General features: G+C 41.8%; 15 protein-coding genes. 14 read left to right on the forward strand and 1 reads right to left on the reverse strand.

Annotated elements, in window-relative coordinates; genetic code table 11:
- The first annotated feature begins 12 nt into the window (after positions 1–12).
- From sdaAA to rnc, 8 genes are all read left to right on the forward strand, one after another.
- Entirely contained in the window at positions 13–900 is an 888-nt protein-coding gene (gene sdaAA / locus LCL91_RS02715; RefSeq protein ID WP_224879734.1) for an L-serine ammonia-lyase, iron-sulfur-dependent, subunit alpha, read from the forward strand.
- 10 nt (positions 901–910) lie between these two features.
- Positions 911–2,941, forward strand: coding sequence for an ATP-dependent DNA helicase RecG (recG, locus tag LCL91_RS02720; protein ID WP_224879736.1), 2,031 nt, complete (start codon positions 911–913; stop codon positions 2,939–2,941).
- 121 nt (positions 2,942–3,062) lie between these two features.
- A complete protein-coding gene (gene fapR, locus LCL91_RS02725; protein ID WP_165995360.1) occupies positions 3,063–3,620 on the forward strand; it encodes a transcription factor FapR in 558 nt (185 codons plus the stop codon).
- 17 nt (positions 3,621–3,637) lie between these two features.
- Entirely contained in the window at positions 3,638–4,633 is a 996-nt protein-coding gene (plsX, locus tag LCL91_RS02730) for a phosphate acyltransferase PlsX (RefSeq protein ID WP_224879738.1), read from the forward strand.
- 2 nt (positions 4,634–4,635) lie between these two features.
- Positions 4,636–5,577 carry an ACP S-malonyltransferase gene (gene fabD, locus LCL91_RS02735; protein ID WP_224879741.1) on the forward strand — a complete coding sequence of 314 codons (942 nt, stop codon included), beginning with the start codon at positions 4,636–4,638 and terminating at the stop codon, positions 5,575–5,577.
- Positions 5,578–5,580: 3 nt separating this feature from the next.
- Complete coding sequence (gene fabG / locus LCL91_RS02740; protein WP_224879744.1) at positions 5,581–6,321, forward strand: 3-oxoacyl-[acyl-carrier-protein] reductase; 741 nt, start codon at positions 5,581–5,583, stop codon at positions 6,319–6,321.
- 67 nt (positions 6,322–6,388) lie between these two features.
- Positions 6,389–6,622: an acyl carrier protein gene (gene acpP / locus LCL91_RS02745; protein WP_048309824.1), complete on the forward strand. Its 234-nt coding sequence runs from the start codon at positions 6,389–6,391 to the stop codon at positions 6,620–6,622.
- Positions 6,623–6,731: 109 nt separating this feature from the next.
- Positions 6,732–7,523, forward strand: coding sequence for a ribonuclease III (rnc, locus tag LCL91_RS02750; RefSeq protein WP_224879746.1), 792 nt, complete (start codon positions 6,732–6,734; stop codon positions 7,521–7,523).
- 38 nt (positions 7,524–7,561) lie between these two features.
- Here rnc and LCL91_RS02755 read toward each other — a convergent pair whose 3' ends face one another.
- Complete coding sequence (locus LCL91_RS02755; protein WP_224879748.1) at positions 7,562–7,786, reverse strand: DUF1128 domain-containing protein; 225 nt, start codon at positions 7,784–7,786, stop codon at positions 7,562–7,564.
- A gap of 226 nt (positions 7,787–8,012) precedes the next feature.
- Between LCL91_RS02755 and smc the strand changes: the two genes are divergently transcribed.
- The 6 genes from smc (at position 8,013) to LCL91_RS02785 (ending at position 15,050) form a co-directional block, all read left to right on the forward strand.
- The gene (gene smc / locus LCL91_RS02760; RefSeq protein WP_224879750.1) at positions 8,013–11,576 is read left to right on the forward strand and encodes a chromosome segregation protein SMC; all 3,564 of its coding nucleotides are present in this window, start codon (positions 8,013–8,015) and stop codon (positions 11,574–11,576) included.
- A gap of 18 nt (positions 11,577–11,594) precedes the next feature.
- Positions 11,595–12,590 carry a signal recognition particle-docking protein FtsY gene (ftsY, locus tag LCL91_RS02765; protein ID WP_224879752.1) on the forward strand — a complete coding sequence of 332 codons (996 nt, stop codon included), beginning with the start codon at positions 11,595–11,597 and terminating at the stop codon, positions 12,588–12,590.
- A 101-nt stretch (positions 12,591–12,691) separates the two neighbouring features.
- On the forward strand, positions 12,692–13,021 hold the full coding sequence (locus LCL91_RS02770) for a putative DNA-binding protein (RefSeq protein WP_098443356.1): 330 nt from the start codon (positions 12,692–12,694) through the stop codon (positions 13,019–13,021).
- A gap of 12 nt (positions 13,022–13,033) precedes the next feature.
- Positions 13,034–14,383, forward strand: a complete 1,350-nt coding sequence (ffh, locus tag LCL91_RS02775; RefSeq protein WP_098443357.1) for a signal recognition particle protein — start codon at positions 13,034–13,036, stop codon at positions 14,381–14,383.
- Between the two features lie 84 nt (positions 14,384–14,467).
- Complete coding sequence (gene rpsP, locus LCL91_RS02780) at positions 14,468–14,740, forward strand: 30S ribosomal protein S16 (RefSeq protein ID WP_098443358.1); 273 nt, start codon at positions 14,468–14,470, stop codon at positions 14,738–14,740.
- Positions 14,741–14,822: 82 nt separating this feature from the next.
- A complete protein-coding gene (locus LCL91_RS02785) occupies positions 14,823–15,050 on the forward strand; it encodes a KH domain-containing protein (protein WP_098443359.1) in 228 nt (75 codons plus the stop codon).
- The last annotated feature ends 54 nt before the right edge of the window (positions 15,051–15,104 follow it).

Here is a 15,104-nt window from a genome sequence, read left to right on the forward strand (position 1 = left end):
GGAGGAAAAGGTATGTTTCGTAACGTAGCAGAATTAGTAGAATTGGCGCAATCGAAAAATAAGCCAATTTCAGAAATAATGATTGAACAAGAAATGGATTTCAGAGGCAGTACACGTGAAGATGTTTACAATCAAATGAAAAATAATCTTGTTGTCATGGAGCAGGCGGTTGAAAGAGGAATTAATGAAGATGTTAAATCACATTCCGGCTTAACAGGTGGAGACGCTGTTCTTCTTCAAAACTATATGAAGTCTGGAAACTCGTTGTCAGGTCATACGATGCTTGATGCTGTTAGTAAAGCGATCGCCACAAATGAAGTAAACGCAGCAATGGGCACAATCTGTGCAACGCCGACAGCGGGCTCGGCTGGAGTTGTACCAGGTACTTTATTTGCGATTCGTGAAAAAGTAAATCCGACAGAAGAGCAGATGGTAAGGTATCTCTTCACTTCTGGGGCATTTGGATTTGTTGTAGCGAATAATGCTTCTATTTCAGGTGCAGCGGGTGGCTGTCAGGCTGAAGTAGGTTCTGCAACAGGGATGGCTGCAGCAGCGATTGTGGAACTAATGGGGGGAACGCCAGAACAATCGTCTCACGCGTTTGCTATTGCACTTAAAAACATGCTTGGTCTTGTATGTGACCCTGTTGCAGGCCTTGTTGAAGTACCGTGTGTAAAACGTAATGCAATGGGTGCATCTAATGCGCTCGTAGCAGCAGATATGTCTCTTGCTGGTATTACAAGTCGCATTCCATGTGATGAAGTAATTGATGCGATGTATAAAATTGGACAAACCATGCCATCTGCCCTTCGTGAAACAGCACAAGGGGGACTTGCAGCAACACCAACGGGACGTGAGCTTGAAGCGAAAATCTTTGGAGTATCCCTTGATAGGAAATGAGTGAGAAAGAATGGACGATCGGATTACGCAAATAAAAGGGATTGGTGATGAGAAAGCGGCTTCTCTTTCATCGATCGGAATTCATAACATACAAGATTTAATTGAATATTTTCCATTTCGGTATGAAGATTATGAGCTAAAAGATCTAGCTGAAGTGAAGCATGAAGAACGAGCAACGCTTGAAGGGAAAGTTCATAGTGAACCGGTAGTCCGCTTTTATGGAAAGAAGAAATCACGATTGTCCGTAAGGCTGTTAGTAGGGAAATTCCTCATAACAGCCGTTTTTTTTAATCGTGCCTTCTTAAAAAAGCAGTTTACGCTAGGTCAGATTGTTACGGTGACTGGGAAATGGGATCAACATAAAATGACCCTCTCAGCAAATGAAATTACGTTTTCTAGTCATAATCCAGACGGCACGATAGAACCGATCTACCCTGTCGGTGGGGACGTAACGGTGAAAGCGATGAAACGTTATATTCAGCTTGCGTTGAATCAGTTTGGGGAACAAATAGAAGAAAATCTTCCTCCTCAAATGCTTGAGCGGTATAAATTGATGCCGCGAAAAGATGCTGTCTTTATGATGCACGCTCCACCTTCACATGACGGGCTTAAGCAAGCAAGACGTCGCTTCGTCTATGAAGAATTACTTCAATTTCAGCTGAAGATGCAGGTGTTTCGAAAACGTGAACGTGAAAGTACAAAAGGAGCTTCGCAAGTGTTTGAAAAGGAGAAGCTGGATGCGTTTATAGAAAGCCTTCCTTTCCCATTAACCGGTGCTCAAAATCGCGTAGTTGGCGAAATATTGAAGGATATGCAGAGTGACTATCGGATGAATCGACTGCTACAGGGAGATGTTGGTTCTGGTAAAACGGTTGTGGCTGCGATTGGCTTATACGCTTCATACCTTGCTGGTCATCAGGGGGCATTAATGGTGCCAACCGAAATACTTGCTGAGCAGCATTATGAATCCTTTCAAGAACTTCTTGGCGAGAAACTGAATGTGGAGTTGTTAACGGGATCAGTGAAGGGAAAGAAACGACGTGAAATTCTAGAACGTCTGGCTCTCGGAGAAGTCGATCTTCTTATTGGCACACATGCGCTGATACAGGATGAAGTTGTGTTCGAAAACCTCGGGCTCGTCATTACAGATGAGCAGCATCGTTTTGGGGTAAATCAGCGTCGTGTTTTACGAGAAAAGGGACTGAGTCCTGACGTTCTCTATATGACTGCGACGCCGATTCCTAGAACGCTCGCTATCTCTGTTTTTGGTGACATGGATGTATCTACGATCGATGAAATGCCTGCAGGTCGCAAACCAATTGAAACGTATTGGGCGAAACCAGATATGCTTCCGCGAGTGATTGATTTTGTGAAAAAAGAACTGGATCAAGGGAGACAGGGCTATGTCATTTGTCCTCTGATCGAAGAGTCTGAAAAGCTTGATGTTCAAAATGCGATTGACGTTCATTTTCAAATGCAAACAGCTCTTCCCGGTTATCAGGTGGGCTTAATGCATGGACGACTTAGCTCAGATGAGAAAGAAGAAGTGATGGAAGAGTTTAGTACAAATAACGTCCAGCTTCTCGTTTCAACTACAGTCGTAGAAGTAGGGGTAAATGTACCAAATGCGACGATTATGGTCATCTATGATGCTGAACGTTTTGGACTGGCACAGCTTCATCAATTGCGAGGTCGCGTTGGTCGAGGCAGTGAGCAATCTTATTGTGTACTACTTGCAGACCCAAAATCAGAAGTCGGTAAAGAACGGATGCAAATCATGACGGAATCGAACGATGGTTTTGTTCTTTCTCAACGTGACTTAGAGCTTCGTGGCCCCGGGGACTTTTTTGGACGAAAGCAAAGCGGCCTACCAGAATTTAAAGTAGCCGATTTAGTGCACGATTATCGCGTACTTGAAGTGGCTCGAAATGATGCTTCTGCACTTGTTGAATCGACCGCATTCTGGAAAGATGAGACGTATCGTAGTTTACGAGACTACCTTACTGAACAAGGTGTTTTAAGCGGAGAAAAGCTGGATTAGCTTGCATAATACTACCGCAAAGTATATACTACCTTTTAGGACCTAGTCATAAGACTGAGATAAAGAGGATCATGTGATCCTCTTTATCCGTTTATTAATGCTAGATAGGCGGCGGTAGAAGATGAAAAGGAGTAAGAAAGACCGGCAAAGTCAGCTTAAGGAAACAATCGAGAGCACACCCTTTATTACGGATGAAGAGCTTGCTGAAAAGTTTAACGTTAGTATTCAAACGATAAGACTCGATCGAATGGAGCTTTCTATTCCAGAGCTTCGAGAGAGAATAAAATACGTGGCTCAGCAGCAGCTTGATGAAGTAAAAGCTCTTCCGATCGATGAAGTGATCGGACAAGTGATTGATCTCCAGCTTGATGAAAGTGCCATTTCAATCCTTGATATTCGTCCTGAACACGTTTTTTCTAGAAACAAAATTGCAAGAGGTCATCATCTTTTCGCTCAAGCCAATTCACTTGCTGTAGCGATTATTGATGATGAACTTGCACTGACGGCCAAAGCGAATATTCGCTTTTCTAGTCAAGTGAAAGAAGGAGAACGAGTGGTAGCAAAAGCACTTGTCACAGACCAGAGAAAAGACAGAACGACGGTTGAAGTAAATAGCTTTGTCCAGAATGAGAATGTCTTTTCTGGTGAATTTGTTATGTATCGCTCGACTAAACCCTGAAGGGAAGTTGTTTGAAAATGAGACTTGCAATTGACGCAATGGGTGGAGACAATGCACCTGATGCCATAATAGATGGTGTATATGAAGCGATTGAAGCGTTCAATGATTTGTCTGTTACGATTGTGGGAGACGAAACGAAGATCAATCCGCTGTTAAAAGGAAAAAAAGATCGAATCACAGTTTTACATACAGAAGAATACATCTCGTCAGACGATCAGCCAGTAAAAGCTGTTCGAAGAAAGAAAAACGCTTCGATGGTTTTAGCTGTAAATGAAGTAAAGGAAGGGCGCGCAGATGCTGCTATATCAGCTGGTAATACGGGTGCGTTAATGGCAGCAGGCTTGCTTTATGTCGGCCGTATTAAGGGAATTGATCGTCCGGGATTAGCGCCAACGCTCCCAACAATTGATGAAGCTGGTTTTGTGCTGCTCGATGTTGGAGCGAATATGGATGCGAAACCAGAGCACCTTCTTCAATACGCTCATATGGGTTCGGTTTATGCTGAGAAAGTGCGTGGTGTTAATAACCCGCGCGTTGGTTTATTGAACATCGGTACAGAAGAAGGAAAAGGAAATGAGCTAAGCAAGCAGGCATATGCACTCCTACAGAATAGTGGCCTGAACTTTGTAGGTAACGTGGAGTCAAGAGACATTCTTGGTAACGAAGCAGATGTTGTTGTGTGTGATGGCTTTTCCGGAAATTTGGTTTTAAAAACAATTGAAGGTACAGCCTTAACGATGTTCAAAATGTTGAAGGAAGAACTTACAAGTTCGTTTACAAGTAAAGTAGCAGCGGGTGTACTAAAACCGAAGCTTAAGAATTTATCTACAAAGCTTGATTATTCTGAGTATGGTGGTGCAGGATTATTTGGTCTAAATGCTCCTGTTATTAAAGCACACGGATCGTCAAACGGAAGAGCTGTATTCAGCGCGATTAAGCAAGCTAGAATGATGGTGACAGGAAATGTAGTATCTGCAATTCAATCATCTCTTGTTAAAGAGGAAGGAGAATAATCATGGGTAAAACCGCTTTTCTATTTCCAGGTCAAGGTTCACAGGCTGTTGGAATGGGACAAGAATTTATGGAAGCTTATTCAGTAGCGAAAGATGTATTTACAGAGGCTGATCATCGTCTCAACTTCGAGCTAACGAAATTAATTATGAACGGACCTATTGAGACGTTAACAAGAACTGAAAACGCTCAGCCTGCGCTTGTAACGACGAGCGTAGCAGTTCTTGAAGTACTTCGAGAAAAAGGGATTACAGCGGACTATACGGCCGGTCATAGTCTGGGCGAATATTCAGCTCTAGTTGCTTCAGGAGCACTTTCGTTTTCAGATGCTGTTTTCGCTGTAAGAAATCGCGGTCTTTATATGGAAGAAGCCGTTCCTTCAGGTGAAGGAGCAATGGCAGCGATTATGGGTATGGAACGTGAAGACTTGCAAAAAGTGGTGGATGAAGTTACGGCTTCGACCGCAACAGTTCAGCTTGCAAACTTGAACAGTCCTGGGCAAATTGTCATTTCTGGTGCAAAAGCAGGCGTTGAAAAAGCCTCTGAAGTTGCAAAAGAAAATGGCGCAAGACGAGTTATTCCGCTTCAAGTCAGTGGACCGTTTCATTCAAGCCTTATGAAGCCTGCTGCAGATCAACTATCAGCGATTCTAGAAGCGATTGAGATTAAAGATGCTTCGATTCCTGTTGTTGCAAATGTTACAGCTGAACCATCCACTTCAGGAGAAGAAATTCAAAAACACTTATTGGAACAAATCTATTCCCCTGTACTTTGGGAAGATACAGTGAGAAAGCTAATGGATCTTGGTGTTGATACCTTTATCGAGATTGGTCCTGGTAATGTTCTTTCTGGTCTTGTGAAAAAAGTTAACCGTCGTGCATCGGTTCATGCCGTTGGGACGCCAGAACAGCTCGATCAACTTATTGAAAAGTTAGGGGAGGAATAAAGTATGGCTGAAAATAAAACGGCTCTAGTAACAGGTGCTTCTCGTGGAATTGGACGTGCAATTGCTTTAGAACTTGCGAAGGAAGGCATGAATGTTGCAGTCAACTACGCAGGAAGTGAAGCGAAAGCAAATAGCGTAGTAGATGAGATTAAGGCAGCTGGCGGCAATGCGATTGCCATTAAAGCGAATGTTGCAAGTATGGACGAAGTTCAGAGCATGATTAAGGAAGTTGTCTCAACATTCGGTAGCCTTGAAGTGCTTGTAAATAATGCTGGCATTACACGTGATAATCTGATTATGCGAATGAAAGAAGAAGAATGGGATGATGTTATCGACACGAACTTAAAAGGTGTCTTTAACTGTACGAAATCCGTTACTCGTCAAATGATGAAACAGCGCTATGGCCGTATTGTAAACGTAGCGTCTGTTGTTGGTGTAGCTGGGAATGCTGGACAAGCGAACTATGTAGCGGCGAAAGCAGGCGTGATCGGTTTAACGAAAACAACTGCTAAAGAACTTGCAAGCCGTAACATTACAGTAAATGCACTTGCGCCTGGTTTCATTGAAACAGATATGACAGACGACCTTTCTGATGATGTGAAAAGTGGAATGAAAGGACAAATCCCACTTGGTCGACTTGGTGCAGCTCTTGACATTGCTAAAGCAACGAAGTTTCTCGTTTCAGATGATGCCAATTACATCACTGGACAAACGCTTCATATTGATGGCGGCATGATCATGTAACTTTTTTATCAACATCTAGTTTTTTTGTTTTATATATCCTATAATAGCTTGAGGGGAGGTGAGTCTAATGGCAGATACACTAGAGCGTGTAACAAAGATTATTGTTGATCGTCTTGGAGTTGAAGAATCTGAGATTAAACCAGAAGCTTCTTTCAAAGACGACCTTGGTGCCGATTCCCTTGATGTAGTGGAATTAGTCATGGAACTTGAAGATGAGTTTGATCTTGAAATTTCTGATGAAGATGCTGAGAAAATTGTAACAGTTGGCGATGTAATTGATTACATAAACAGCCATCAATAATCTTCAGGTTAACCTGAAGTGATGGAATAAGCCCCGCTTGACGGGGTTTTATTCCTGTTAATAAAGCTCCAGAGTAAAAAGATGATAGTGATCAGTCGTGGAGGTATCTATGTCCAAATCAAAACATTCACCAAAAACGAGAGCCAGACGTTTCAAACCTAAGCATTCACGACAACTCGTGGTTGGAGAGGCAATCAAATCGCAATTCACTGCTTTTCAAAAGGAAATTGGTGTATCGTTCGAAAATGAACAACTTCTTTTTCAAGCTTTTACCCATTCATCCTATGTGAATGAGCATCGACTGCATCCGCAGATGGACAATGAACGTCTTGAATTTCTAGGAGATGCCGTACTTGAGCTTACGATATCAAGATACTTATATGAAAAGTACCCAAATATGAGTGAAGGTCAGCTAACAAAGCTAAGAGCAGCAATTGTTTGTGAGCCATCACTTGTTCAATTCGCAAATGACATGGATTTTGGACATCTCGTCCTTCTTGGTAAGGGAGAAGAGATGACGGGTGGAAGAATGCGCCCGGCACTTCTTGCGGATGTATTTGAGTCGTTCGTTTGTGCTTTGTATCTTGATCAAGGTCTTGAAGTCGTCTTTGGATTTCTTGAAAAGTTTGTTTATCCGAAAATTAACGCCGGTGCTTTTTCTCATGTGATGGATTATAAAAGTCAGCTTCAGGAAGTCATTCAGCGTGAAAGCCTTGGAGTTATTGATTACGTCATTACCGATGAAAAAGGACCCGCACATAACCGAGAGTTCTCATCGAAAGTTATGTTGAATGGAAATGACCTTGGCGTTGGAGTAGGACGTTCGAAGAAAGAAGCCGAACAAATGGCTGCACAAAAAGCACTTATAAATTTAAAAGAACGTAATGAAAAAGAATCCTGAGATCAGGATTCTTTTTCATTAGGACCTTATTCGACTGGTTAAGAAGCACGCAATTTTCCTAGTTCAGCTAAAATCGCTTGCATTTCTGCAACGCTGAGCGATTGCTTCTTATTCAGCATGACATAAATTTCATAAATGTCATCATAAGAAGATAAATCGAATGATTCTGGTTTAATCATGCCTGAATTGATCACTTGCATTTTTTCTTTAATGCTCTCGACCATATACGTCAGGTTTTCTTCTGATTTAATCGTAAGATCCATTAGTTCCACCTGCCTTATTTAATAGTCAATGACGACAGATCGCCATGTTATGTACCAATTCCTCATAAGTCCAACTCATGTTGTTTGACTGATGAGGTTTTCCTTATTGTAACATGTCTTAGCTCAGTATCGTAGAGGTCATTGTTTTATGATAAAATAAGACAGTTAGTGAATTGAAACGTACTTAATTTGCATACATAGATGAAACAGATGAGGGGGAAAGATGATGTTCCTCAAACGATTAGATGTAGTCGGCTTTAAATCATTTGCCGATCGTATTTCAGTTGAGTTTGTCCCAGGAGTAACATCAGTTGTCGGCCCGAACGGCAGCGGTAAAAGTAATATTAATGACGCCATCAGATGGGTGCTTGGTGAGCAATCCGCCAGGTCACTGAGAGGCGCTAAAATGGAAGATATCATTTTCGCTGGAAGTGATACAAGAAAAGCAGTGAATTTAGCGGAGGTTACGTTAACGCTTGATAATACGAATCAATATCTTCCAATCGACTATAACGAAGTCAGCGTAACGAGACGCGTTTATCGCTCAGGAGATAGTGAATATCTTTTAAATAACCAGACGTGTCGACTTAAAGATATTATAGAATTGTTTATGGACTCAGGTCTTGGAAAAGAATCCTTTTCTATTATTGGGCAAGGTAGGATTGAAGAGATACTAAGTAGTAAATCCGAAGAACGCCGTAAAATTTTTGAAGAGGCAGCGGGCGTTTTGAAATACAAGACGCGAAAGACGAAAGCAGAAACACGATTAAAGGAAACGGAAGATAACCTTCACCGTGTTGAAGATATTTTATATGAACTAGAAGATCAAGTAGAACCACTTCGGATGCAGGCATCGATTGCTAAGGATTATTTGCAGAAACGTGAAGATCTTGAAAAGATCGAAGCAGCGCTTACCGTTCATGAAATTGAAGAATATCACCATGCTTGGAAGCTAAAGAAAGAAGAGCTTGATTCTTTAAAAGCGAAGGAACTTACGTTAAATGACTCGATCACTGTAAAAAAAGAGGCGTTGGCAAGTGCAAGAGAGAAGCTAGACAAATGTGAGCATCATCTTGAATCTTATCAACAACAGCTTCTCGATACGAGTGAAGAGCTAGAGAAACTTGAAGGAAAGAAAGAAGTTCTAAAAGAACGGAAGAAAAATGCGCATCAAAACCGGTCGAACCTAGAAGAGCGGATGACGTTTTTACAAGAGAAAAAGCGTTACTATGAAAAGGAAATTGAGCATCACCGCAGCCGATTTAATCAGCAGAAAAAGGAATTAGGTCAATTAAAGTCTAGTTTGAAGAAAGAAACGGAACTTCTATCTGATATCGAACAAGACATTGAGCAAGAGCTTGATCGTATGAAGTCAGATTACTTTGAACTGCTTAATGAGCAGGCGTCCATACGGAACGAAAATCGTTACCTTCAAGACCAGCTTTCGATCCTTAGTCAGCGTAAAGATCGGCTTGATGGAGATAATCATAAATATATAGAAGAGCGAAGCGCTGTTGACGAAAAGAAAGCAGAACGCTCAGCCAAGTTAGCTCAGTCAAAACAAGAACTCGAAGCGCACGTCTCGCGCTTCTACAAAAGCAAACATGATGTAGAAGAGAAAAAGAAAGCACTTGGTGAGAAGGAATCAAAGCTCTATCAAGCGTATCAGTATATTCAACAATACAAATCTAAGAAAGAAATGTTAGAAGAAATGCAGGACGATTATGCCGGTTTCTTTCAGGGCGTAAAAGAAGTGCTTAAAGCGCGTGAAGACCTTTCAGGTATTGAAGGAGCGGTAGCTGAACTCATTACCGTACCTAAAGAAGTGGAAACAGCCCTTGAAACAGCTCTTGGAGGAGCTATGCAAAACGTTGTTGTCCAAGATGAGGCTTCGGGAAGACAGGCAATCACTTATTTGAAAAAGAATCGCTTCGGACGAGCCACTTTTCTTCCGTTGTCAGTCGTGAAGTCACGAAAGATATCGAGCTATGATTTAGAACGCGTAAAGCAAAACGAGGCATTCGTTGGCGTTGCTTCTGACCTCATCACGTTTGATTCAAAGTATCAGACGATAATGGAGAATTTATTAGGCTCTGTTCTTGTTGCAAAAGAACTAAAAGGTGCGAATGAACTTGCGAAAATCATGCAGTACCGAACACGGATCGTTACGCTAGAGGGAGACGTTGTGAATCCTGGCGGCTCCATGAGTGGAGGAAGTGTGAAGCAAAAATCCTCATCACTATTAAGCCGTCAACGTGATCTTGAAGTACTAATCAAAAAACTTGAGGACATGCAGGAAAAGACAGCAGGTGTCGAGCAAGAGATCAAGAAGGATAAAGTTGCTTTAGCTGATCTAGAAGAAAAGCTAGATGAGATGCGTGAACGTGGCGAAAACCTAAGACTTGAAGAACAGTCTCTCTTAGGAGACTTACGAGCGATTGAGGGAGATGAACGTAATTCAAATGAACGTCTTCAGCTATATGATCGTGAGAAAAAAGCGATTGAAGAAGAGATTGAAACGCATCATAAGCGCCATATCTATCTTACAGAAAGACTCGAAACGATTACAAAACAAGCAGCAACACTTGAAAGTAAAATCGATAACTTAACTGCGAAGAAACAAACTCAGCAAACGTCTCGTGAATCCATTCAAACCGAAATTACTGAGTTGAAAGTAAAAGTGGCTGAGCACCAGCAATCATTCCAAAATCAAAAAGAAACGCTTGATCGTTTAACAACAGAACAGAATGAGACGAATACACAGTTGGCTGAAACGACAGAAGAATTCACCCTATTATCTGAAGCGATGTCTTCAAATTCTAACGGAGAAGAGAAACTGGACCAAAACATTGTCTCATTCCGCTCTGAGAAAGAAAAATTGCTTGAGACGCTTCAAAATGAGAGAGAAGCAAAGCTTTCACTGCAACAAGAGATTGAAACAATTAGTACAAAGCTGGATTCTCTTGTTGCAGAGGACAAGCAGCTCTCAGGATTAATGCAGGCTGTTGAAGTTAGCATTAATCGTTTGGACGTTGAACTCGAGAACAGATTGGCGATCTTAAGTGAAGAATACGAGTTAACCTATGAGGCAGCGAAGGAAAAGCATGTTCTTTCTCTTGAACCTGAAGATGCAAGGCGAAAGCTAAAGCTCATTAAATTAGAAATTGATGAGCTAGGAACCGTGAACCTTGGCGCAATTGATGAATACGATCGCGTCAATGAGCGCTATACATTCCTTAGTGAACAGCAAGCGGATCTTCTTCAAGCTAAAGAAACGCTATATGCGGTCATTGAAGAAATGGATCAGGAAATGAAGAAACGGTTTGAAGAGACGTTTACGAAAATACGTGCGCAGTTCCAAATCGTTTTTAAAGAATTATTTGGTGGAGGAAAGGCAGACCTTGTTCTCACCGATCCAGATAATCTTCTTTCTACAGGTGTGGACATTCTGGCCCAGCCACCGGGGAAAAAGCTGCAGCATCTTGCTCTTCTTTCCGGAGGGGAGAGGGCTTTTACTGCCATTGCGCTCCTGTTTTCAATTTTAAAAGTTCGTCCAGTCCCATTCTGTGTACTTGATGAGGTGGAAGCCGCTCTAGATGATGCGAATGTGGGGCGTTTCGCTAAGTACCTGAAGCAATTTAGTGAAAAAACCCAGTTTATTGTTATTACCCATAGAAAGGGTACAATGGAAGAGTCGGACGTGCTTTATGGGGTAACGATGCAGGAGTCAGGTGTTTCTCGACTCGTTTCCGTAAGACTTGAAGAATCGAAGCAATTAATATCGCAATAACAAGTAGGGGGATGTAAAGTGAGTTTTTTTAAAAAGTTAAAAGATAAGTTCACAACACAAACAGATGATGTAACAGGGAAATTTAAAGACGGACTCGAGAAAACAAGAACCTCTTTCTCAACAAAAATGAATAACCTCGTTAAAAATTATCGCAAAGTAGATGAAGAGTTCTTCGAAGAGCTTGAGGAGCTTCTCATTAGTGCTGACGTTGGTGTTGCGACTGTAATGGATCTCATTGACGTTTTAAAAGATGAGGCGAGAACGCGTAACATTAAAGATACGAAAGAACTGCAAAGCGTCATTTCAGAAAAGTTAGCAGAACTTCTTCATAAGTCCGATGAAGATGGCTCTCTTAATGTACAAGAAGAAGGTTTAACGGTTTTCTTGTTCGTTGGAGTTAATGGGGTAGGAAAGACAACTACTATTGGAAAGCTCGCACATAAGTTTAAACAAGAAGGAAAGAAAGTGGTTCTTGCAGCGGGGGATACGTTCCGAGCAGGTGCCATTGAACAGCTAGATGTATGGGGAGAAAGAGCTGGCGTAGATGTCATCAAGCATCAAGCCGGCTCAGATCCAGCGGCAGTTGTTTTTGATGCAGTACAATCTGCTAAATCACGTAACGCAGATATATTGCTTTGTGATACAGCTGGGCGTCTTCAAAACAAAGTAAACCTTATGAACGAGCTAGAAAAAGTAAAGCGCGTTATTCAACGTGAAGTACCATCTGGTCCTCATGAGGTGATTCTCGTTCTTGATGCAACAACAGGACAAAATGCGATGAGTCAGGCAAAGCAATTTGGACAATCAACGGACGTGTCAGGCATTGCGTTAACTAAACTCGATGGAACAGCTAAAGGTGGTATTGTGCTGGCCATTCGACATGAACTTGATATCCCTGTTAAACTCGTAGGGCTTGGTGAAAAGATGGATGATTTACAGGAATTTGATCCGGACACATTTGTGTATGGATTATTCTCTTCGATCATTGAAGAAGAGGAAGAAAACGAAGAATAAAATCTCCGTAAATTGTGTTAAGAAAAAATCTTGACAAATAAAATGACGCATAGTAATATAATTAACGTAAAGGTGATTACCTTAACAAGGGGCTGTTAACAATGCTAGAGAAAACGATGAGAATCAACTCGTTATTCGACTTTTATCAGTCGCTTTTAACACCGAAACAGCGTAATTATATGGCATTGTATTACCTTGATGATTATTCATTAGGTGAAATCGCAGAAGAATTTCAAGTTAGCCGTCAGGCTGTCTATGATAACATTAAGCGAACAGAACAAATGATAGAAGAATATGAAGCAAAACTGTTGCTATTCGAGCGATACATCAAAAGACAGGAGCTGTTAGAAAAGCTCAAGGAAGCGATCATGAGTGAAAATGAAAACTCGAAGGCGCTGTCGTTGATAACATCTCTTGAAAAACTGGATTAGGAGGCGGCGAACATGGCATTTGAAGGGTTAGCCGACCGACTGCAAGACACCCTGCAGAAGATACGCGGTAAAGGGAAAGTAACGGAAGCTGACGTAAAAGAAATGATGCGTGAAGTAAGGTTAGCCTTGCTTGAAGCGGACGTTAACTTTAAAGTCGTAAAACAGTTTATCAACAAGGTCAAAGAGCGCGCCGTTGGACAGGAAGTTATGAAAAGCCTGACCCCAGGGCAGCAGGTCATTAAAGTCGTTAATGAAGAGCTGACAGCGCTTATGGGTGGAGAACAGAGTAAGATTGCTGTTTCAAACCGCCCACCGACTGTGATTATGATGGCCGGTCTACAGGGTGCGGGTAAAACGACAACTGTCGGTAAGCTTGCAAACCATTTACGTAAAAATCATAACCGTAAACCACTTTTAGTAGCGGCGGATATTTACCGCCCTGCAGCGATTAACCAGCTTGAAACACTCGGTAAGCAGCTTAGTATGCCGGTCTTCTCGATGGGTGATCAAGTGAGTCCGGTAGAAATTGCTACCAAAGCAATTGAAAAAGCAAAAGAAGAACATCTCGACTATGTCATTATTGACACGGCCGGCCGCTTGCATATTGATGAAAATCTAATGCAGGAGCTAAAAGATGTGAAAGAAGCTGTTACGCCTGATGAAATCTTCCTTGTGGTTGATTCCATGACAGGGCAAGACGCTGTGAATGTAGCTGAAAGCTTTAATGATGCCCTTGATATTACAGGTGTCGTTCTAACAAAGCTTGATGGTGACACGCGCGGTGGTGCTGCACTGTCGATCAAGTCTGTGACAGATAAACCGATCAAGTTCGCAGGTATGGGTGAAAAACTTGATGCACTAGAACCGTTTCATCCCGAGAGAATGGCTTCTCGAATTCTCGGCATGGGTGACGTGCTGACGCTCATTGAAAAAGCCCAGACTTCTGTTGATGAAGACAAAGCGAAAGAGCTTGAGAAAAAGATGCGAACGATGAGTTTTACGTTTGATGATTTCCTTGATCAACTTGGTCAGGTTCGAAGCATGGGACCGCTTGATGAATTGATGGACATGATTCCTGGTATGAATAAAAAAGCCATGAAAAATGTTAGTGTTGATGAAAAACAGATTGGCCGGGTTGAAGCCATTATTCAGTCAATGACAACACGTGAAAAAGAAGAGCCAGATATTATCAATGCGAGTCGCAAAAAGCGAATTGCCGTCGGAAGTGGTACGTCTGTTCAAGATGTCAATCGTCTCTTGAAGCAATTTGATGAGATGAAGAAGATGATGAAGCAGATGACTAATATGTCTAAAGGCGGTAAGAAAAAAGGCAAGGGCATGAATTTCCCATTCATGCAATAAAGATGAAGTAAATTTTCTCTTTACAAGAGTATAAATTTATGATATTATATTGACTTATGTGAACATTTTTTGGAGGTGAAAGACATGGCAGTTAAAATTCGTTTAAAGCGTATGGGTGCTAAAAGAGCTCCTTACTATCGCGTAGTTGTTGCTGATTCACGTGCACCACGTGACGGACGCTTCATCGAGGAAATCGGAACTTACAATCCGGTTGCTAATCCAGTTGAAGTGAAAATCAACGAAGAGAAAGCTCTTGATTGGATGCTTAAAGGCGCTAAGCCTTCTGATACAGTACGTAACCTATTCTCCACTGCAGGACTTATGGAGAAGCTTCACAACGCAAAAAACACAAAGTAATTTAACACCTTAGAGGAGGCTTTCTAGAAAGCCTCCTTTGGTGTATCCTGGTCCATCATTTCGAAAAAGGTGGGAGACAATCATGGAAGCCCTGGTTGAAACAATTGTAAAAGCTCTTGTCGATCATCCTGATGATGTTCGAGTTGAAAAAGAAGCAACAAACAGCCTGGACATCTACAAGCTTTACGTTCATGCCGATGATACAGGTAAAGTGATCGGAAAGCAGGGGAAGGTTGCTCGATCAATTCGAACAGTAATGAATGCAGCGGCTGTTCAGTCAAGTAAACGCGTACAGTTGGAGATACTTTAGGGGGAGTTGACACTCCTCTTTTTTATTTGTAACTTTAAAGACCATTAAAATGAC

Source organism: Guptibacillus hwajinpoensis, from assembly GCF_020171785.1.
Classification (GTDB): Bacteria; Bacillota; Bacilli; order Bacillales; family Guptibacillaceae; genus Guptibacillus; species Guptibacillus sedimenti.